An 18,928-nucleotide genomic window follows, 5' to 3' on the forward strand; every position below is an offset into this window, starting at 1 on the left:
CGAGGTCCGGGGCGGCGCGCTGGACGGGCGCCACGAGCTGGTGCTGCGCACCGACGCGCCCTCGGGCGTCGCGGTCAGCCTGTCCCGGGCGCAGGAGTTCTGGCTCCTGCAGGCGGCCTGGGACGCCCGGGTCACCGTGCCGGAGCCGCTCCTGCTGTGCGAGGACGCGGGCGTCCTGGGCAAGCCTTTCTACCTGATGCGGCGGGTCGGCGGGACCGCGGTCGGCTACGGAATCGTGCGCGGAGATGGCCCCGCCTGCGGCCGGGACGGGCTGGCCGAGCGCCTGGGCGAGGAGCTCGCAAGGATCCACGCGATCCCCACCGGCCCGGCCCTGGACTTCCTCGAGCGGCCCGAGGGCAATCCCGGCCGGCACACGGTTGCCCGCTATCGGGAGCACCTCGACCGCCTGGGCGCGGCGCGTCCCGCCCTGGAGTGGGGCCTGCGCTGGTGCGAGGTCATGGCGCCACCCTGCGAGGAGATCGTCCTGGTGCATCAGGACTTTCGTACAGGCAATTACATGGTCGACGCCGAAGGCCTGACCGGAATCCTCGACTGGGAGTTCTGCGCCCTGGGTGATCCCATGAGCGATCTGGGCTGGTTCTGCGCCAAATGCTGGCGTTTCGGCCACGACGACCGGGAAGCTGGCGGCATCGCCGCGCGGGCGCCTTTCTATCGCGGCTACGAGCGAGTTTCCGGCAGGCGGATCGATCCGGCGGCGGTGGCATACTGGGAAGTCGTGGCTCACCTGCGCTGGGCGGTGATCGCCCTGCAGCAGGGCGAGCGGTTCCTGACCGGCGGTGAAGCCTCGCTGGACCTGGCGCTGACCGGCCGCCGCGCCGCCGAACTGGAATACGAGATCCTGCGCGAGACCCCGCCGCCGAACTGGGGTGCGGCCTGATGCGCGACCGGCCCGAAGCCGAGGCGCTGCTCTGGCAAGCGCGCAAGACCCTGCTGGAAGACCTGATGCCGGCGCTCCCGGAAGCGCGCCGCTACGAAGCACTTATGGTGGCGAGCGCCATGGCGATGGCCGCCCGGGAAGCGGCCGCGGTGCGGGACGAGGCCGAGGAGGCGGCGCGTCTCGCCGCCCTGCTCGACGAGCCGGTTGCTCCGGAAGACGCCGGGAAGGCACTGGCCGCCGCGATCCGGGCCGGCGAGTGGGACGGCGACCGCGCGGTCTACGAGGCCCTGCTCCGCGACGCGACCGCCCGGCTGGCGATCAGCAATCCCAAGCTGCTGCCGAAGGCGGTGCCATGACACCGGGCTTTCTGAGGCTCGCCACGAGCGAGGGCGTGCCGCGGCGGTCGATGGTTACAGCCCTGGTCGTGGGATCGATCCTGACGGCGATCAACCAAGGCGATGTGATACTGGCCGGCTCGACACCCAGCTTCTACAAGATCGCGCTAAACTACTTCGTGCCCTTCTGCGTCGCCACCTACGGCGCGGTTTCGATGAGGCGAACGATGCTTAAACGTGGTGGCGGGGCGGCCGAAGGATGTTGATCGGCCGCGCGCCGAGAACCGGAGGGATGCGATGCGCATAGCTCTTCTGACCGGCGGCGGCGACGTGCCCGGCCTCAATCCCTGCATCAAGGCGATCGTGACCCGGGCGGCGTCGCTCGGCTGGGAAGCGCTCGGCTTCCGCCGCGGCTGGGCCGGCCCCCTGCACGTCAATCCGGACGACGAGGAATCGGTACGGGATCACGTTCTGCCGCTCGACGCGACGGCGGTGCGCGGCATCGACCGGACCGGTGGCACCATCCTCCACACCTCACGGACCAACCCTGGCAAGGTCGCCGTCAAGGACCTGCCGGCGGGCCACAAGCCGGAAAAGGCGGCGGGCGATCGCATCGATTGCACGGACCGGGTCATGGCGAATCTCGCGAAGCTCAAGATCGACGCCCTCATCGCCATCGGCGGCGACGACACCCTGTCCTATGCGGCCCGGCTGCACCAGGAAGGCCAGAAGGTCATGGCCTGCCCGAAGACCATGGACAACGACGTGTTCGGCACCGACTACTGCATCGGCTTCGGCACGGCGGTGGGCCGAAGCGTGGAGTTCATCGACGCCCTGCGCACGCCGGCCGGCAGCCACGAACGCATCGCAGTGGTTGAGCTGTTTGGCCGCAACAGCGGCGAGACCGCCCTGCTTTCCGGCTATCTGGCCGGGGCCGACCGGGTCCTGATCAGCGAAGTTCCCTTCGATATCGACAAGCTGGCCGGGCTGGTGATGGCCGACAAGGCGGCGAACCCCTCGAACTATGCGGTGATCGTGGTATCCGAGGGGGCCAGCATGGTCGGCGGCGCGATCGTCGAGTCTGGCGAGCCCGACGCCTACGGCCACCGACGGCTTGGCGGCATCGGTGAGGTGCTCGGCCAGGCGCTGAAGGAGCGGACCGGCGAGGGCATCGTCAACCAAAAGCTGGCCTACCTCATGCGCGCGGGGACGCCGCTTGCGCTCGACCGCATGGCGGCATCGGCGTTCGGCACCATGGCGGTGCAATCTCTGGAGGCGGGAGAGAGCGGCCTGATGATGGCGCTGCGCGACGGCAACTACCAGACCGTGCCGGTCGACATCTGCACCCAGGGCGAGAAGCGCGTCGACGTCGGCGAGCTCTACGATCCCGAGACCTATCAGCCGATTATCCGGATGGTGCGCGGCAAGCCCATGTATCTCTATTGACCGATGGCCTTGGGTATCGCGAACACGTCACGATCACATTTTGCTGTGCGGTTCCGATTGGGATAAGAAATAAATAGTGAAATCAGAGTGTTATAGAGAAAGACTTTGACCTTACCTCGATCCTGGACCGGCTCCAGGCTTGACGGGTCAGGGCCGGGCAGGCAGATAACAGTCGCGTCCGCCCGAGGACGGTTTCAATGGTGCGGAGGACGATATGTCCAGCCGAACGTTCTGCGCGGCAACTGCAGGATTCGCCCTGATTGCCCTGGCCCTGATGGCCGCCCGGCCGGCGTTAGCCCTGCCCGAGGATGGGCAGAAGTTCAAGGACTGGACGGCCCGGTGCGAGGTCAATCCGAACAACCCGGCCGAACGCGAGTGCGTCATCTTCCAGACGGTCTTCGAGACCAACAACAAGAAGAACATCATGAATGTCGTGGTCGCCATGCCGCCGAACCAGCCGGCCGGGCGGGTGATCGTGATGCTTCCCCTGGGCGTCGATCTCAGGCCGGGAATCGAGTTCACCGTGGATGACGGGCAACCGACCCAGCATCCCTACGTGATCTGCTTGAAAGACGGCTGCCAAGTGCATATTCCGCTCGAGACGCCGCTTCTCAACGCATTGAAAAAAGGGAACAAAGGGACAATCCGCTTCCGCGCCTTGCCGGCCATGCAGAATGTCGCGGTGCCGATTTCCTTCGCCGGCTTCACGGCCGCCGTGAATTCTCTGCAGTAGACGGGGAGGCCTGGTGTGGCCAAGCCGTCCCGGCCGCCCGACCTAGACTTCTACGTGATCTTCGGCGCGGCGGTCCGGCCCGACGGTTCACCGAGCGCGACCCTGAGGCACCGGGTGGAAGGCAGCTTCGCCATGGCGCGAAGCAACCCCGACGCCGCCTTTCTGGTCACCGGCGGGCGCGGGAGGCACGGCCCCAGCGAGGCCGAGGTCATGCGGCGCCTCCTGCTCGAACTCGGCGCGAAGAACGACCGCGTCTTCATCGAGGATGCCGCCCGGGACACCCTGGACTCGGCCGTGCTGTGCAGCCAAATCCTGAAAGCGCGGAGGGACGTGCGCAGCGTGACGGCCTGTTCCAGCCGCTACCACGTCGACCGCTGCCGTGCCTTGCTGCTCCTCGCCGGCGTCAAGGCTGCGGCGGGCTCGGTCCGCAGCGACCGGCGTCAGCTCGGCACCTTGCGCTGGCTCTACCACTGGAGCCGGGACCTCACGATCCTCCCGCTGGATGTCCTCTTGATGCTGGTGCCCCAGCGCCGGTCGCTCGCCGAGCGGCGCGCGAGCCCGGGAGACTGATAGGCTTGGGGCAGGGACCCTAAAGCAGATCCGCTCTGGTTGACTTCGCAATCCACCTGAGGCAACTTCCCCGCGCTCCGCCGATCCTGGCGGGCGAGACCAAGGAAGCCGTAACGTGAACCGCCTACAAGCATTGTCGGAAAGCCCGCGGAATACCGGCGCTGACCTCAAGAGGGTCAGCGGTAATCCGCGTACGCGTGCCGGAAAGGCGGTTGGTCTGACGCCGTAGCGAGAGCTACCCTCGGACCATTCGGACCCTTTCCGGAACCCCCGGGAAGGGTTTTTTTGATTCCGGCCCCTCCCGATCCCGCCATCGAGCAAAAGGACCGGAGCAATGTCCAAGTACAACCTTCTGGAGACCGGGGCCACGCCGATCAAGGCCTGGACCCAGGGCGTGCCGATCCAGGATGCCGCGGTCGAGCAGCTCGTCAACGTCGCCCGGCTGCCCTTCGTCCACAAGCACGTCGCGGCAATGCCCGACGTGCATTGGGGCCTGGGCGCCACCGTGGGCAGCGTGATACCCTGCAAGGCCGCGATCATTCCGGCTGCGGTCGGCGTCGACATCGGCTGCGGCATGTGCGCGGTCCGGACCTCGCTGACCAGCCACGACCTGCCTGAGAGCCTGGCCGAGCTGCGCGACGGGATCGAGCGGGCGGTTCCGCTCGGCGCCGCGATCAACCAGCGGCTCAGCGGGCCGGCCAAGCAGGCCTGGGAGGGCGAGTTCGCCCAGGGCTACGCCTGGCTCGAGGAGGTCTATCCCAAGGTCGTGCCGAAGAAGCGGCATCCCTCCTACATGCTGGGCTCGCTCGGCGGGGGGAACCACTTCCTCGAGGTCTGCCTGGACGAGGCCGACCGGGTCTGGGTCATGCTCCACTCGGGCAGCCGGGGCATCGGCAACAACATCGGCCGGGCCTTCATCGAGCTGGCCAAGGAGGACATGCGCCGGACACGGGTCAATCTGCCGGACCGGAACCTGGCCTACCTGCCGGAAGGCACCGAGCATTTCGACGACTACGTCGAGGCGCTCACCTGGGCGCAGCGCTTCGCCTTCGTCAACCGGCAGATCATGCTGGACCGGGTGCTCGGCGTGATGCGGAAGCTGTTCAAGGGCTTCACCACGGAGAAGGAGGCGGTCAACTGCCACCACAACTACGCAGTACGGGAGCGTCACTTCGGCGCCGATGTCTGGGTCACCCGGAAAGGCGCGGTCCGGGCCGGTAAGGGCGAGCTCGGCATCATTCCCGGCTCCATGGGCGCCCGCTCCTTCATCGTGAAGGGCAAGGGCAACCCGGAGTCCTTCCTGTCCTGCTCCCACGGGGCCGGGCGGGCGATGTCGCGCACTGCGGCCAAGAAGGCCTTCACGGTCGAGGACCATGTGGCCGCTACCGAAGGCGTCGAATGCCGCAAGGACGAAGGCGTGCTCGACGAGACGCCCGGCGCCTACAAGGACATCGACGCCGTGATGGCCGCCCAGGACGACCTGGTCGAGATCGTCCACACCCTGAAGCAGGTGGTCTGCGTCAAGGGATAGAACGTGGCGAGGGGGGCCGCCGGGAATCCGCCCGGCGGACCCGTGGCGGGCTTAGAAGCCCTTCCAGAGGCTGTCTTCTTCCCAGTCCAGCGCCGCGAGGTCCACGGCCCGCAGGTCCCGGTCCTGGGCCAGGAAGAACTCGTCGAGCTGGGGCGGCGCGGCGGCCGTGTCGGACAGCATGGCGTGGGCCTGGCCGCGGTGGTGGGTCTGGTGCTGGAAAAGATGCAGGAGCACGCGGTCGCGGCGCTCGACCCGAACGCCGTCGGCCCGCACCAGGTTCACGGCTGCGGCGAGGTCGGGATCAGAGAGGGCATCGCAGTGGGCGATCAGGCGTCTATCGACGGCGGCTTGTTCGCGCCGCAGGTCTTCGATCGTCGCGCAGGGCGTCTCGTCTTCCGATGCGGCGGGGCCCAGTTCGCCGCCCTCCAGGGCGTCGACGTAGAACCAGTCCACGATCAGGATATGGTTCAGGGTCGCCTTGAGGGAAGGAAAGAAGCCGACGCGCGGGGCTTCGAAGTCTTGTTGCGATAGCGCCGCACAAGCGGACAAGAGGCGGAAGTTGGCCCAGGCGTTATTGCGTGCCTGAACCTGGAAGAGTCGAACGGTCATGGTTCTGCCCTTCTCCGGGGCTCAGACCCCGTGGTACTCCCGGTACCACTGGACGAAGCGGGGGATCCCCTCGTCGATCGCCGTTTCGGGATCGAAGCCGAGGTCGCGGCGCGAGGCCGCGATGTCGGCGTAGGTTTCCTGGACGTCGCCCGCCTGCATCGGCGCCATCTCCTTGACCGCCTTGCGGTTGCAGGCCCGCTCGATGACCTCGATGAAGCGGAGCAGCTCCTCCGAGCGGTGGTTGCCGAGGTTGTAGACCCGGTGCGGCGGGTGGTCGCCCTGCCGGGCCGGCGGGCGGTCCAGCGCCGCCAGGACCCCGGCGACGATATCCTCGATGAAGGTGAAGTCGCGGCGCATGTTGCCCTGGTTGAACACCTTGATCGGCGTGCCCTCGAAGATCGCCTTGGTGAAGAGGTAGGCCGACATGTCGGGGCGGCCCCAGGGCCCGTAGACCGTGAAGAACCGCAGCCCGGTCTGGGGCAGGTCGAAGAGGTTGCCGTAGCACTGGGACAGCAGCTCGCCCGCGCGCTTGGTCGCCGCGTAGAGCGAAACCGGGTTGTCGACCCGGTCCTCGACCGAGAAGGGCAGGGTCTTGTTGCCGCCGTAGACCGACGACGAGCTGGCGTAGACCAGGTGCTCCAGCTTCGGCAGCTGCCGGCAGGTCTCCAGCATCACGAGCTGGCCCAGCATGTTGGTCTCGGCATAGGCGTAGGGATTGATCAGCGAGTAGCGCACCCCCGCCTGGGCCGCCAGGTGGATCACGCCGGTGATCGAGGCGTTGTCCTTGGCGAGCGCCGTCATGGCGGCCCGGTCGGCGATATCGGCGTGATGAAAGGTGAAGCCCGCGCGGCCGTCGAGCTGGGCCAGGCGGGCCCGTTTCAGGGCCGGATCGTAGTAGTCGTTGAGATTGTCGACTCCGACGACCGCCTCGCCCCGGTCCAGGAGCGCCTCTGTCACATGGAAGCCGATGAACCCGGCCGCGCCGGTAACGAGGATGGTCATGGTCTCGAAGTCTCGCCAGATCGGGTTACGAAAGAGTAGGCGGCATCAGCGGACGAGCGCCAGGATCTCCTTGAAGCGAGGATGATCGCAGTCCTTCAGCCACTCGAAGATCGCCATCTCCGCCGTGTAGACCGCGACGCCCGCCCTCTCCATGCGCGCCAGCGCGGCCGCCTTGTCCGAGGCCCGCCGCGAGCCGACGGCGTCGGCGGCGACGGCGACCGCCAGCCCGCGCCGTTGCAGGCCGAGAACGGTCTGAAGCAGGCAGACGTGTGCTTCGCAGCCGCACAGCAGCACGGCCTCGCGGTCGCCGAGCAGCGACGGCAGGGCGGGCTCGGCGGCGGCGTCGAAATGCCGCTTGGCGATCACCCGGTCTGGCAGCCCCGCGAAGGCCTCCAGCGTCGGGCCCAGCCCTTCCGGGTTCTCTTCCGTCGCGAGAACCGGGATGCCCAGCAGCCGCGCCGCTCGGGCCAGAAGGAGGGCGCGCTCGGCCGCCGCGGCGCCGCCGTCGATCGCCGGCATCAGGCGCGTCTGGAAGTCGACCAGGACCAGAGCGGAGGTCTGGGCATCGAGCATGGGGATTTCCTCCTCGCGGCCCAGGCCTTAGCACGGCGAGGGGCGCGAAGAACGCAAAATCGGCGGCCGCGCCTGTAAACTGGTCTCGATGAGCCAGGACACCGACGCCTTCGAGCGCATCCACAAGATCGTGCGCCAGATTCCGGCGGGCCGGGTGGCGACCTATGGCCAGGTCGCGCTGGTCGCCGGCGCGGCGACGCCCCGGGTGGTCGGCTTCGCCCTGGCGGCCGTGCCGCCGGGCAGCGACGTCCCCTGGCAGCGGGTGATCAACAGCGGGGGGCGGATCTCCCTGCGGAGGGAGGGGGGCGAGAGCCCCGAGCAGGCCCGTCGGCTGCGCGCCGAAGGCGTGGTCTTCGACCGCCTCGGCCGGGTCGATTTCGCGGAGGTCGCCTGGTCCGGGCCGAGCTGGCGATGGCTCGAGGAGAACGGTTTCGACATCGAAGCGATTACGCTGCGGAGCGCTGGACGGCGCCGGGAGGGCGCCTGGCGGCGGTGGCGCTTCTAGCGAGCCCGGTCAACTGGCCCGTTCAGCCCACCTGGCGCTCGTCCTCCGTGTGTGCCTTCTCCGCGGCCTTCTTCAGGCCGCCGTCGATCTCCAGCAGCTCCTGGTCGGCGTTGGTCCAGTACGCCACCTTCTCGATCAGGTCCTGGCGGTCGATCGGCTTGGTCACGTAGTCGTTCATGCCGGCCTGGATGGCGCGCTCGCGGTCGCCGGCCATGGCGTGGGCGGTCAGGCCGATGATCGGGATGCTCGCCGACTCGCCGCCCATCTCGCGGATCTTCCGGGTCGCTTCCATGCCGCCCATCTCGGGCATCTGAATGTCCATTAGGACCAGCGCATAGCCGATGTTGCGCAGCGCCTCGATCGCCTCGACGCCGTTGGCGACCGCGTCGACCCGGTAGCCCTCGGCGTTCAGAAAGGCGATCGCGATCTTCTGATTGATGTGGTTGTCCTCGGCCAGCAGCAGGCGGCGCGACCGCAGGTCGATCGGTCCGCAGGGGGCGTCGTCGTGCTCTCCATGACGGTTCTGGCCGCACAGGCGGTTGACGCAGCGGATCAGGGCGCCGGGGCGCAGCGGCTTGGGCAGGGCGGCGTCGAAGCCGTACTGCCAGGCCTTGCGGTCGGAATTGATCAGGCCGGAGGAGGAGGACAGCACGAGGCTGGGCTTGTGCCAGTTCGCTTCCCGGATCATGGCGCCCAGATCCATGCCGTCTGTGCCGGGCATCATGTGGTCGATGATCGCGATGTCGAAGGGCGCGTCATCCGTGGCCGCCACCTCGAGCTTTGCCATGGCGCTCTCGGCGCTGGCCGCGGTCACCACCGTCGCGCCGAGGGCCTGCAACTGGCGCTCGAACACCAGGCGGTTGACCGCGTTGTCGTCGACCACCAGGAACTTGCGCCCCGTGACCCGGGGCTCCAGCGCGAGCGCCCAGGAGTCCCGGCCGTCGCTCGGCTCCAGCGCTACTGTGAACCAGAACAGGCTGCCGCCGTCTTTCCGGTTCTCGACTCCGATCTCGCCGTTCATCATGGCGACCAGGCGTTTGCAGATCGCCAGGCCCAGCCCGGTGCCGCCGTGCTGGCGGGCGGTCGAGCCGTCGGCCTGGGAGAACTCGTCGAAGATATGCTCGCTGAGGTCCGGCGGCACGCCGATGCCCGTGTCGGCGATCTCGAAGCGCAGGACCAGGGCGTCGCCGCGCTGTTCCTCGACCTGGACGGCGATCTCGATCGACACGCCCCCGGTCTCGGTGAACTTGATCGCGTTGCTCATCAGGTTGAGCAGCACCTGGCGGATCCGCCCGTCGTCACCCCGGAGCCGGTGGGGCACCGATGACGAGAGGTAGGTCGGGATCTCCAGCCCCTTGCCGTGGGCCTGGGGCGCCAGCAGCTCGACCGTGCCGTCGATCAGCCCGACGATGTCGAACTCCGAGATCTCGAGCTGCATCTTGCCGGCCTCGATCTTGGAGAAGTCGAGGATGTCGTTGAGCACGGTCAGGAGCGCCTCGCCGGAGCGGAGGATCGTCTTGGCGTACTCGCGTTGGGTGTCGTCCAAGTCGGAATCGCGCAGCAGCCCGGCCATGCCGAGGACGCCGTTGAGCGGCGTGCGCACCTCGTGGCTCATGTTGGCCAGGAACTCCGACTTGGCCTGGTTGGCCCGCTGGGCCCGCTCGGCGGCCGCCTCGGCGCGCGCCTTGGCCGCCTCGAGCGCGGCCTCAGTCTCGGCGCGCTTCTCGATCTCGGCGATCAGCTGGGCGTTGGCCTGCTCGGTCTCCTTGACCTGGGACTTGAACTCGCTCCAGCGGCGTGCCGCGTACCAGGCGATCGCGAGGCAGGCGACGACGAAAGCCAGGGGGTCGGTCCATTTCCGCCAGGGGTCTGGGATGTCGAAAACGTGGCCCAGGGCCAACACGCCCATGGTGAGGACAACCGTGAAGAGGAGGTCCCACTGGGCCTTCCGGCCCTCGGACCGTGAATTCCCCATTTTTTTAGACATGTTCGCCCCAAATTTTGCCCTTTATGAGTAAAAGACTAACCCAGAGCTATGAAGTAAGGGTGAAATCGAGGGGTTAAGGGCGGGTTACGTATTGGGGTAGGGGCTCTGGCGGATGGGGTGGGATTCGAACCCACGAGGAGCTATTCACCCCTGCCGGTTTTCAAGACCGGTGCCTTCAACCACTCGGCCACCCATCCCGCGCGTCGGCAATAAAGAAGCGCCTGACGGCGCTGGTTTTCAAGACCCTGCTCGCTGGCCGAAGGTCCACTGGACCTTCGCCCCCGCTCACAGCTTCACCCACTCGGCCACCCATCCCGCGCGTCGGCAATAGAAAAGCGCCTGACCGCACTGGTTTTCAAGATCCTTTGGCGCTCTCCGCGGTCTCCAACCTGGCAGGCGGCCTCAGAAGTCGACCCTGAGAAACTTCACGCCGATCAGGAGATCGCTCTTCCAGCGGACCTCGCAGCGGTAGGAGGCGGCGGAGCGCAGGCGCAGGTCGAAGACCTGGGGGTAGTAGTCCATGGGCTCGTTCAGCCGGATGGTCGCGCCGTCGAAGGACATGTTGATGATCGTGCAGTCGATGCCGTAGCCGGACAGGATGCGCGCCGGCGTGACCGTGCGGAAGCGGGTGTGGCGCCGCTTCTCGCCGTTCGGCCTGAAGCGCACGCGACCGACCAGCTCTTCGGGCTTCGGTATCGACTGGATATCCGAGCGCACCACCACCTGGTTGATCTTGTCAATGAGCTGCGCCTTGGTGAAGGGCTTGGAGAGGAACTCCCCGACGCCGAGGGTGAGGCCGGAGTACTCGCTGTCCTGGTCCAGCAGACCCGACTGGATGAGATAGGGAAGCTCGATCTTCTTGGCGCGCAGCCGCTCGAGCACCTCGTAGCCGTCGATATCCGGCAGCAGGATGTCGAGGATCATGATGTCGTAGAGGCCCTTTTCGGCCAGGGCCACGGCTTCCTCGCCGAAGCGGGTGCTGTCGCAGGTGTGGAAGTCCTCGGCCAGCATGAGCTTGACCGTTTCCGTGATGGTCAGATCGTCGTCGACATAGAGTATATGCACGGCGCTGCACTTCTTCGCTTGGCGGCGCGTTGGTCAGGCCGCCATTTCCTCGAGACTAGACGCCGAGTTCCCAAGAAAGCGTATCCGCGGTGCGGATTTTGCGCGTGCTGGACCCCCGCCGAACCGGGATCAGCCCTGGATCTGCGTGGGGTCCGCCAGGGCCTTGCGATCCTGGGTCGCCGGCGTCTGAAGCGGTGTCGGCGCCGGGCTGCCGGACGGCTGGCTCTGTGCCGCCGGGGTGCTCGTCGGCGCCGGGTTGATCGGCGCGGGAAGCGGCTTGGACTCGATCTTCATCGTGGGAACCGGCGCCTTGGCCGCTGCCTTGCCCTTGGCGGGTGCGACCACGAAGCAGCCCAGGCTGCGCTCCTTCAGCTTTGCGCAGAGGTCGTCGCTGGCGGCGCGGCTGTCGAGCGGACCGGCCCGCAGGCGGTAGACGACGCCGAGGTCGGTCCCGGATTCGGCCTTGACCACCTTGCGGTCGAGATCGCCGAGCAGGTCCTTGGAGCTCTCCATCAGCCGGTTCCAGGCCTTGTCGGCGCTCGCCTCACTCTGGAAGGCGCCGAGCTGCACGCGGTACTCCTTGTCCGCCATCATGGCGGGCTTGGCCGCGGTCTGCTTCGCCGTCTTGCCCTTGGCACTGCGGGATTTGGGGGCCTTGCGCGACGTGGTGCGGCCGATTTCCGACGGGTCGTTGGCGCGGGACCCTAAACCGGCCGGGAGGCTTGCCGAGACGTCGCTGCCGGGGCCGCCTTCGGCCGCGGATCCCACCGTGCCGGTCGCCGAGCCGAGCTGGACCGGCTTGCCGGGGGCCGCCGCCGCGAGGTTGGTCTCGGCGCCGTCCCCGAGGGGCTCTGCGGGGCGGCCCGGCTGCTTCTGCAGCGGCTTGGCCCTGGCGGTCGCGGCCTCGGCTCCGTCTTCGAACATGGGCGCGGAGGCGAGCTCGAAGTCATCCGTGCTGCGGATCTCGATCGGCCCGTCGCCCTCGCGTTCCTGTACCGGTGCCTGGTAGCTCGAGGCCAGCGCGAGATTCTGCGAGGAAACGAAGCCGGAACCGGGCGCGCCGGCCACTCCGCGCAGCATCTCGATGCTCTCGCCCTGCTCGCCGGTCAGCGCCAGGGAGAGGCCGAGGTTGTTGCGCAACGGCACGTTGCCCGGGTCGATCAGGAGACCGGTCCGGTAGAGCGCTTGGGCGACCGAGTGCTCGCCCTTCTGGTCCTTGACGATGCCGAGAGCGTTGTAGACCCGGGGATCCTGGTCGTTGACCTGGAGCGCACGCTCGAGCTGACCCTCGGCCTCGTCGAACTTGCCGAGGTCCAAGGAGGTCTTGGCCAGCCCGTAGAGGGCCTCGAAATCCTCGGGATTCATCATCAGCGCCTGGCGATAGACGTTGCCCGCCTGCTCCATGGCGCCGAGCTGCTTGTAGATGTCGGCGAGTCGGAAGAGCGGCTCGGGATCGCTCGGGTTGGTCTCGTAGGCGCGCTGGCAAATGCTCGCGGCCACCACGAGGTCTCCGGCGCTGACCAGCTTGCCGCAATAGCGCAGCAGCATCTCCGCGCGCTGTTTCTCGTCGTTGATGTCGGGCGAGTAACGGTTGCCGAGAGGATCAGTCGCGCAGCCGGCAGCGAGCAGGGCCAAGGCCATGGCTGTCGTCATCTTGTAGACCCAACGGGCCGAACGCTTCCTGTGCATCCTCAACATCCTGTAAACGCTGATCAGTCCGACCGCTCGGGCGTTCGTTTCGCCACGAACGCTTTTCGCGTAGAGTTAATTCGAATATCGGCTGGCAACCTTAAGAAGCCCCTAAAATGCATCGTTAATAAATACTTTAAAGCCATTGAATTCGTTGACATTTCATTTACCATGACTTCACGAGTAATGGAGCAAACAGACCTTATTAGTATTTAGATTCCATTGTTCTGCGCGACTTTCGTCTGGGAGGTGTTCCTCTTGGGACGATTGCACGCCTGGGGTCGCTGTGGCACAACACTCGCCAGGTCGATCGACCAGTGGCCTCCACGGCCCTCGCTGTTCACCGCGGACGGAATTTCGGGAGCGACGAGTGACTAAAGGCGCCGCCAGGGTCTCGCCCGGGTTCGGACATTGGCTCTTCGTTCTTTTTGTCTGCCTTCTGCTCTGGCCGGCGCCGGGCCAGGCCGTCGGCGGGACGGAGACCTCGGATTTCGATGCCTGGCTCGACGGCCTTCGGCGCGAAGCGCTGGCCGCCGGCATCTCGTCACAGACGCTCGACGCTGCCCTGACCGGACTGACGCCGGTCGAGCGGGTCATCGAGCTCGACCGGCGGCAACCGGAGTTCACCCAGACCTTTTGGACCTACCTGGCCAACGTGATCACCGAGGAACGCGTCGCGCAGGGGCGGGCGCAGCTCGCCCGGCACGACAAGCTGCTCCGGCGGGTCTACGCTGAGTACGGGGTGCCGCCGCGCTACCTGATCGCCTTCTGGGGCCTGGAGAGCGCCTTTGGCCGCTACACCGGCAAGCTGCCCGTCGTCGCCTCCCTCGCCACCCTGGCCCACGACCGGCGGCGCAGCGCCTTCTTCCGCGCCCAGCTGCTCGACACCCTCAAGATCATCGACGCCGGCTACATCCCCTTGGAGAAGATGAAGGGCTCCTGGGCCGGCGCGATGGGCCAGTTGCAGTTCATGCCGACCACCTTCCTCAACTATGCGGTCGACGCCGACGGCGACGGCCGGCGCGACCTCTGGGCCAGCTACCCGGACATCTTCGCCTCGGCCGCGAACTACCTCAGCCAGATCGGCTGGCGCAGCCGGGAAACCTGGGGCCGGGAAGTCCGGCTGCCGGAGAACTTCGACTTCGACCTGGCCCATATGGAGGTCCGCAAGACGGTCTCGGCCTGGCGTGCCCTGGGGGTGCGCCGCGCCGACGGGAGCCGCCTGCCCAGATCGAAGGTGGAGGGCTCGATCATCCTGCCGGCCGGGCACCGCGGACCCGCCTTCCTGGTCTACCAGAACTTCAGGAAGATCCTGATCTGGAACCGCTCGACCCTCTACGCCCTGGCGGTCGGCTACCTGGCGGACCGGCTCGAGGGGCGCGGCGAGCTGGTCGCCCAGCCCCCGCCAGGCGAGCGCCCTCTCAAGCGCGCCGAGGTGATAGAGCTTCAGACACTTCTTACCACCCTGGGTTACAATCCCGGGACGCCCGACGGCATCGCCGGCACCCGGACCCGGGCCGCGATCCGCGCCTACCAGAAGCGCGCGAGCCTGCCGGCCGACGGTCACCCCTCGGCGGAGCTGCTCAAGGCTTTGCGTCAAAAATCGGGCAACTAGGGAGGCCGCGAAACAGCGTCGTTGCTGTCGCGGGGGCGAATCGCTAGCATTCCGCCGACTCGACTCCAAATAGACACTGTCTACGGTCAGTCCGCTGCGGTTGATGAAGCCGTCCTACATGATCCCTTCCGCCCTCACCAAGGCAGGCGCCCTGGCGCTATGCTTCTTGCTTGCTGCCTGCGCCCCGGAGGGCGGGACATCCGGCGCCGGATTGGGCCCGCACGCCGCTGCGCTCGGCGGGGACCGCGCGATCGGCAAGTACAAGGTCGGGCGGCCCTATCGGATCGACGGCATTTGGTACTACCCGAAGGTCGACTATGACTATGTCGAGACCGGTATCGCGTCGTGGTACGGCCCGGGCTTTCACGGCAAGAAGACGGCCAACGGCGAGATCTACGACCAGGACGCGCTGACCGCCGCGCACCGCACCCTGCCGATGCCCAGCCTCGTCAGGGTGACGAACCTGCAGAACGGCCGCTCCCTCGTGGTCCGTCTCAACGACCGCGGCCCCTTCAAGCGCGGCCGGATCATCGATCTGTCCAAACGGTCCGCCGACCTGCTTGGATTCACGCGCCAGGGCACGGCCAAGGTGCGGGTGGAGATCCTCGAGGAGGAGAGCCGCACGCTTGCCGCCGTCGCCCAGGGGCTGACGCAGGTCGCCGAGCGACCCCGGGCGGCGCCGACGATCGCCGTCAGCGCGGTTCCGCTCGAACCGCCCTCCGAGCCCATGCCGGCATCGGCCGCCTCTCCAGCCGTTAACGGCGCGGCCGTCGCTGCGGCCGCCGGGGACGAGACAGTAAAGGAAGCCCGGGTCGGGCCGCCGCGGCCGCCGGGCCTATGGCGCCACCGCCGCGCCATGGCGCGGTCCCAGGCCGCCGGCGCGCCGACCGGCGTGCAGCTGGCCGCCCTGCCGAGCGACCAGTCGCCGCCCGAGCGGGCAGCAGACCCCAACGCCCGGCCGCGGTTCTCCGCGTTGCCCTGGCCCGACGGCGAAGTCGTCCAGGAGCGGGCCACCCCGAGCAACATCTACGTCCAGGCCGGCTCCTTCCTGCGGCGCGACTACGCGACGCGCTTGAGCCGGCGCCTCTCCATCCACGGCCGCAGTGGCGTGACCCAGGTCCAGGTCGGCGAGCGCTGGTTCTTCCGGGTCCGCCTCGGGCCCCTGGAGGACGTTGACCACGCCGACCGGGTGCTCAACGCGCTGCACAGCGCGGGAATCACGGACGCGAGGATCATGGTCGATTAGCGCCCCACCAAAGATCGGTCATCGGTCCGGCCAATTTTCGCCGCGATTACACTGTACCCAGCCTCTCCCCGCCGCGTCGCCTCTCCGGCACATCCCCAGTTCAGTGAGCTAGAACCCCATGTCCCATTCCGCGACCCTTTGCTTTCCCCGCCGGCTCATCAGCCTCGGCCTGCTGCTGCTCATGACCCAGACGGCTCCCGCGGCCGCGATCGAGACGGCCGCGCGCGAAGCCTTGATCGTCGACACGACGACCGGCGCCGTCCTGTTCGAGCGCGACTCCGACGTTCCCATGCCGCCGGCCTCGATGAGCAAGATCATGACGATCTACCTGGTCTTCGAGGCGCTCAAGGACGGCCGCCTGACCCTGGACGAGAAGCTGCCGGTCAGCGAGAAGGCCTGGCGCATGGGCGGCTCGAAGATGTTCGTGGCGGTCAACGACGAGATCCGGGTCGAGGACCTGCTGCGCGGCGTCATCGTGCAGTCCGGCAACGACGCCTGCATCGTGCTGGCCGAGGGCCTGGCGGGCAGCGAGGAGGCCTTCGCCGGGCTGATGAACGACAAGGCGCGGGAGCTGGGTCTCGACGGCAGCAGCTTCGTCAACGCGACCGGCTGGCCCCATCCCGATCAGCGGATGACGGCGCGCGACCTGGCGACCCTGGCGCAGAAGACCATCGAGAACTTTCCCGAGTACTACGGCTACTATTCCGAGACGACCTTCACCTGGACCGACATCCGCCAGGGCAACCGCAATCCGCTGCTCTACAAGAACATGGGCGCCGACGGGCTGAAGACCGGGCACACGGAGGAGGCGGGCTACGGGCTGACCGGCTCAGCCACCCGCAAGGACCGCCGCCTGATCCTCGTGATCAATGGCCTGAACAGCATGAAGCAGCGGTCCAGCGAGTCGCAGAAGCTGCTGACCTGGGCGTTCCGCGAATTCGACAACTACGCCCTCTTCAAAGCCGGCGAGCAGGTCGAGGAGGCCGAGGTCTGGCTGGGCGAGAGCGCGTCGGTGCCTCTGGTGCTCGACCAGGACGTCGTCGTCACCCTGCCGCGCAAGGCGCGCCGGAAGCTCTCCGTCTCGGTTCGCTACGACGGGCCGGTGCCGGCCCCGGTGGCCGCGGGGGACCAGATCGCCACCCTGGTGGTCACGGCGCCGGAGACCGAGCCGGTCGAGGTTCCCCTCTTCGCAGGGGCCGAGGTCCCCAAGCTCGGCCCCTTCGGCCGCTTCACCGCCAGCCTGCGCCAGCTCATCCTGGGCGCCCAATAGGGCGCTCCGGCGCCCGGCAATTGACCGCTCCCGGCCCTGGCGTCAGGATCGGGCCATGACGGCGGCCGGCTCCAGAGGCAAGTTCATTACCTTCGAAGGCGGGGAGGGGGCCGGCAAATCGACCCAGGTGAGCCTGCTCGCGCGGGCGCTGGAGGAAAAGGGTCTCGAGGTCGTCGAAACCCGCGAGCCGGGCGGCAGTCCGGGCGCCGAGGAGATCCGCGCGCTCCTGGTCTCCGGTGCGGTCGGACGCTGGGAGCCCATGACCGAAGCGCTGCTGCACTACGCGGCCCGACGGGAGCACCTGGCCAAGCGGGTCCGGCCGGCCCTCGCCCAGGGCCAGTGGGTGATCTCCGACCGCTTCGCCGATTCGACCATGGCCTACCAGGGTTACGGACAGGGCCTCGACCGGGGCCTCATCGCCGATCTGCACCGGCTGGTCGTCGGCGACTTCGCGCCGGACCTGACCCTGATCCTCGACCTGCCGGTGGAGCAGGGGCTCCGGCGGGCGGCGCGGCGCGACGGCGACGGCGGCGCGGAGACCCGCTACGAACGCATGGACCGGGCGGTCCACGAGCGCCTGCGCGCGGGCTTCCTGGAGATCGCCCGCCTGGCGCCGGAGCGCTGCGCGGTGATCGACGCGGCCGGCGACGAGAAGGCCGTGCACGCCGCCGTCCGGCACTGCCTCGATGCGCATTTCAGGCTCGGTCTGGCATGACCGGAGAAGCGCCTTCCGGCAGCGTTCCGCTGCCGCGCGAGAACGCCCTCCTGCTCGGCCAGGAGCGGGCCGAGGGGACCCTGCTGGCGGCGCAGAGGTCCGGCCGCCTGCCGCACGCCTGGCTGCTCGCCGGCCGGCGCGGCATCGGCAAGGCGACCCTGGCCTACCGCTTCGCGCGCTTTCTGCTCGCGGGCGACGAGGCCAACGACGGCCCGGGCCTGTTCGGCGATGTGCCGGCCGACACCGCCGAGGGTCTCGCGCTGTCGGAGGAGGATCCGGTCTTCCGTATGGTCGCGGCGGGGACCCACCCCGATCTCAAAGTGCTGGAACGGAGCCGCGATCCCAAGCGGGGGCGCCTCAGGACGGCCATCCTGGTGGACGAGGTGCGGCCCGTCGTGCACTTCCTGCACCAAACCGCCGACCGGGGCGGCTGGCGGATCGTCATCGTCGACGGCGCCGAGGACATGAACCTCAATGCCGCCAACGGAGTCCTCAAGGTGCTGGAGGAGCCGCCGCAGCGGACCCTCCTCCTGCTGGTCTCCCACGCGCCCGGCCGCCTGTTGCCGACCCTGCACTCGCGCTGCTGCCGACTGGGACTGGCGGCATTGGACGAGGAACTGGTCGAGAGCCTGCTCGCGCGCTACGCGCCCGACGTCGCCGAGGCCGACCGGCGAATCCTCGCGCACCTTGCCGAGGGCAGCATCGGGCGAGCGCTGGAGCTCGCCGAGAGCGGCGGCCTGGCGCTCTACCGGGATCTGCTCAAGCTGCTCGACGGGCTGCCGCGGCTCGACGTGGCGGCGCTCCACGGCTTCGCCGACAAGGCGGCACGGGCCCAGGATCCGGCGGCTTTCCGGACGGTCAGCGGACTGCTCACCTGGTGGCTCGCGCGCATGGTTCGGGGCGCCGCCGAGGGCCGCGTCCCGCCCGAGCTCACCGCGGGCGAGACCGCCTTGATGGAGCGGCTGCTGCGCCGCCGGAACCTTGCACAATGGCTGGCCCTATGGGAAAACCTCGACCGTCTTTTCGCCCGCACGGAAAGCGCCAATCTCGACCGCAAGCAAGTTCTGATTACGGCATTCCTGGAAATTGAGTCCCTTGCGGCCTGAGTTGCGGGACGCCAGATAGGCGGGCGAGCCTCC

At 68.1% G+C, this 18,928-nt stretch carries 19 protein-coding genes and 1 tRNA gene; 13 read left to right on the forward strand and 7 right to left on the reverse strand.

The features are described from left to right. The 7 genes from QNJ67_15285 to QNJ67_15315 all read left to right on the forward strand — a co-directional run. Positions 1-898 (forward strand): phosphotransferase family protein (locus tag QNJ67_15285; GenBank protein MDJ0610339.1); only part of this gene is annotated, 898 nt, incomplete at its 5' end. After that, positions 898-1,254, forward strand: coding sequence for a DUF6285 domain-containing protein (locus QNJ67_15290; protein MDJ0610340.1), 357 nt, complete (start codon positions 898-900; stop codon positions 1,252-1,254). The genes QNJ67_15285 and QNJ67_15290, both read left to right, overlap by 1 nt. Beyond that, entirely contained in the window at positions 1,251-1,499 is a 249-nt protein-coding gene (nrtS, locus tag QNJ67_15295; GenBank protein ID MDJ0610341.1) for a nitrate/nitrite transporter NrtS, read from the forward strand. The genes QNJ67_15290 and nrtS overlap by 4 nt, the downstream gene beginning before the upstream one ends. A 31-nt stretch (positions 1,500-1,530) precedes the next feature. Next, positions 1,531-2,679: an ATP-dependent 6-phosphofructokinase gene (locus QNJ67_15300; protein MDJ0610342.1), complete on the forward strand. Its 1,149-nt coding sequence runs from the start codon at positions 1,531-1,533 to the stop codon at positions 2,677-2,679. Positions 2,680-2,953: 274 nt separating this feature from the next. Continuing rightward, the gene (locus QNJ67_15305; GenBank protein MDJ0610343.1) at positions 2,954-3,412 is read left to right on the forward strand and encodes an invasion associated locus B family protein; all 459 of its coding nucleotides are present in this window, start codon (positions 2,954-2,956) and stop codon (positions 3,410-3,412) included. Between the two features lie 15 nt (positions 3,413-3,427). Next, positions 3,428-3,982: a YdcF family protein gene (locus tag QNJ67_15310; protein ID MDJ0610344.1), complete on the forward strand. Its 555-nt coding sequence runs from the start codon at positions 3,428-3,430 to the stop codon at positions 3,980-3,982. Positions 3,983-4,316: 334 nt separating this feature from the next. Then, positions 4,317-5,513: an RtcB family protein gene (locus QNJ67_15315; GenBank protein MDJ0610345.1), complete on the forward strand. Its 1,197-nt coding sequence runs from the start codon at positions 4,317-4,319 to the stop codon at positions 5,511-5,513. Positions 5,514-5,564: 51 nt separating this feature from the next. Here QNJ67_15315 and QNJ67_15320 read toward each other — a convergent pair whose 3' ends face one another. From QNJ67_15320 to QNJ67_15330, 3 genes are read right to left on the reverse strand one after another with little or no spacing between them, the layout of a single operon-like run. Further along, entirely contained in the window at positions 5,565-6,122 is a 558-nt protein-coding gene (locus QNJ67_15320) for a DinB family protein (protein ID MDJ0610346.1), read from the reverse strand. 21 nt (positions 6,123-6,143) lie between these two features. Beyond that, entirely contained in the window at positions 6,144-7,124 is a 981-nt protein-coding gene (locus QNJ67_15325; protein ID MDJ0610347.1) for an NAD-dependent epimerase/dehydratase family protein, read from the reverse strand. A gap of 45 nt (positions 7,125-7,169) precedes the next feature. Beyond that, complete coding sequence (locus QNJ67_15330) at positions 7,170-7,697, reverse strand: isochorismatase family protein (GenBank protein MDJ0610348.1); 528 nt, start codon at positions 7,695-7,697, stop codon at positions 7,170-7,172. A gap of 88 nt (positions 7,698-7,785) precedes the next feature. Between QNJ67_15330 and QNJ67_15335 the strand changes: the two genes are divergently transcribed. After that, a complete protein-coding gene (locus tag QNJ67_15335) occupies positions 7,786-8,202 on the forward strand; it encodes an MGMT family protein (protein ID MDJ0610349.1) in 417 nt (138 codons plus the stop codon). A 22-nt stretch (positions 8,203-8,224) separates the two neighbouring features. Here QNJ67_15335 and QNJ67_15340 read toward each other — a convergent pair whose 3' ends face one another. The 4 genes from QNJ67_15340 to QNJ67_15355 form a co-directional block, all read right to left on the reverse strand. Continuing rightward, the gene (locus tag QNJ67_15340; GenBank protein MDJ0610350.1) at positions 8,225-10,189 is read right to left on the reverse strand and encodes a response regulator; all 1,965 of its coding nucleotides are present in this window, start codon (positions 10,187-10,189) and stop codon (positions 8,225-8,227) included. 106 nt (positions 10,190-10,295) lie between these two features. Next, positions 10,296-10,386, reverse strand: a tRNA-Ser gene (locus QNJ67_15345). 205 nt (positions 10,387-10,591) lie between these two features. Continuing rightward, positions 10,592-11,254, reverse strand: coding sequence for a response regulator (locus QNJ67_15350; GenBank protein MDJ0610351.1), 663 nt, complete (start codon positions 11,252-11,254; stop codon positions 10,592-10,594). 129 nt (positions 11,255-11,383) lie between these two features. Next, entirely contained in the window at positions 11,384-12,943 is a 1,560-nt protein-coding gene (locus tag QNJ67_15355; protein MDJ0610352.1) for a tetratricopeptide repeat protein, read from the reverse strand. Between the two features lie 370 nt (positions 12,944-13,313). Between QNJ67_15355 and QNJ67_15360 the strand changes: the two genes are divergently transcribed. The 5 genes from QNJ67_15360 (at position 13,314) to QNJ67_15380 (ending at position 18,895) form a co-directional block, all read left to right on the forward strand. Next, a complete protein-coding gene (locus tag QNJ67_15360) occupies positions 13,314-14,558 on the forward strand; it encodes a lytic murein transglycosylase (protein MDJ0610353.1) in 1,245 nt (414 codons plus the stop codon). A 118-nt stretch (positions 14,559-14,676) separates the two neighbouring features. Beyond that, positions 14,677-15,804 (forward strand): septal ring lytic transglycosylase RlpA family protein, encoded by a 1,128-nt coding sequence (locus QNJ67_15365; protein MDJ0610354.1) that lies wholly within the window; start codon positions 14,677-14,679, stop codon positions 15,802-15,804. 118 nt (positions 15,805-15,922) lie between these two features. After that, positions 15,923-17,074 carry a D-alanyl-D-alanine carboxypeptidase family protein gene (locus tag QNJ67_15370; GenBank protein ID MDJ0610355.1) on the forward strand — a complete coding sequence of 384 codons (1,152 nt, stop codon included), beginning with the start codon at positions 15,923-15,925 and terminating at the stop codon, positions 17,072-17,074. Positions 17,075-17,129: 55 nt separating this feature from the next. Then, positions 17,130-17,789, forward strand: coding sequence for a dTMP kinase (gene tmk, locus QNJ67_15375; GenBank protein ID MDJ0610356.1), 660 nt, complete (start codon positions 17,130-17,132; stop codon positions 17,787-17,789). Continuing rightward, positions 17,786-18,895, forward strand: coding sequence for a DNA polymerase III subunit delta' (locus QNJ67_15380; GenBank protein MDJ0610357.1), 1,110 nt, complete (start codon positions 17,786-17,788; stop codon positions 18,893-18,895). Before tmk ends, QNJ67_15380 begins: the two co-directional genes overlap by 4 nt. The last annotated feature ends 33 nt before the right edge of the window (positions 18,896-18,928 follow it).

The sequence above is a fragment of the Kiloniellales bacterium genome (assembly GCA_030064845.1).
Lineage (GTDB): Bacteria > Pseudomonadota > Alphaproteobacteria > Kiloniellales > JAKSDN01 > JASJEC01.

What these genes read in the sequence shown, in the direction of transcription:
- QNJ67_15330 (MDJ0610348.1), bottom strand. Translation starts at nt 7,697, where the DNA reads ATGCTCGATGCCCAGACCTCCGCTCTGGTCCTGGTCGACTTCCAGACG.
- QNJ67_15300 (MDJ0610342.1), top strand. Translation starts at nt 1,531, where the DNA reads ATGCGCATAGCTCTTCTGACCGGCGGCGGCGACGTGCCCGGCCTCAAT.
- QNJ67_15340 (MDJ0610350.1), bottom strand. Translation starts at nt 10,189, where the DNA reads ATGTCTAAAAAAATGGGGAATTCACGGTCCGAGGGCCGGAAGGCCCAG.
- QNJ67_15380 (MDJ0610357.1), top strand. Translation starts at nt 17,786, where the DNA reads ATGACCGGAGAAGCGCCTTCCGGCAGCGTTCCGCTGCCGCGCGAGAAC.
- tmk (MDJ0610356.1), top strand. Translation starts at nt 17,130, where the DNA reads ATGACGGCGGCCGGCTCCAGAGGCAAGTTCATTACCTTCGAAGGCGGG.
- QNJ67_15325 (MDJ0610347.1), bottom strand. Translation starts at nt 7,124, where the DNA reads ATGACCATCCTCGTTACCGGCGCGGCCGGGTTCATCGGCTTCCATGTG.
- QNJ67_15335 (MDJ0610349.1), top strand. Translation starts at nt 7,786, where the DNA reads ATGAGCCAGGACACCGACGCCTTCGAGCGCATCCACAAGATCGTGCGC.
- QNJ67_15290 (MDJ0610340.1), top strand. Translation starts at nt 898, where the DNA reads ATGCGCGACCGGCCCGAAGCCGAGGCGCTGCTCTGGCAAGCGCGCAAG.
- nrtS (MDJ0610341.1), top strand. Translation starts at nt 1,251, where the DNA reads ATGACACCGGGCTTTCTGAGGCTCGCCACGAGCGAGGGCGTGCCGCGG.
- QNJ67_15365 (MDJ0610354.1), top strand. Translation starts at nt 14,677, where the DNA reads ATGATCCCTTCCGCCCTCACCAAGGCAGGCGCCCTGGCGCTATGCTTC.
- QNJ67_15315 (MDJ0610345.1), top strand. Translation starts at nt 4,317, where the DNA reads ATGTCCAAGTACAACCTTCTGGAGACCGGGGCCACGCCGATCAAGGCC.
- QNJ67_15355 (MDJ0610352.1), bottom strand. Translation starts at nt 12,943, where the DNA reads ATGCACAGGAAGCGTTCGGCCCGTTGGGTCTACAAGATGACGACAGCC.
- QNJ67_15305 (MDJ0610343.1), top strand. Translation starts at nt 2,954, where the DNA reads ATGGCCGCCCGGCCGGCGTTAGCCCTGCCCGAGGATGGGCAGAAGTTC.
- QNJ67_15320 (MDJ0610346.1), bottom strand. Translation starts at nt 6,122, where the DNA reads ATGACCGTTCGACTCTTCCAGGTTCAGGCACGCAATAACGCCTGGGCC.
- QNJ67_15370 (MDJ0610355.1), top strand. Translation starts at nt 15,923, where the DNA reads ATGTCCCATTCCGCGACCCTTTGCTTTCCCCGCCGGCTCATCAGCCTC.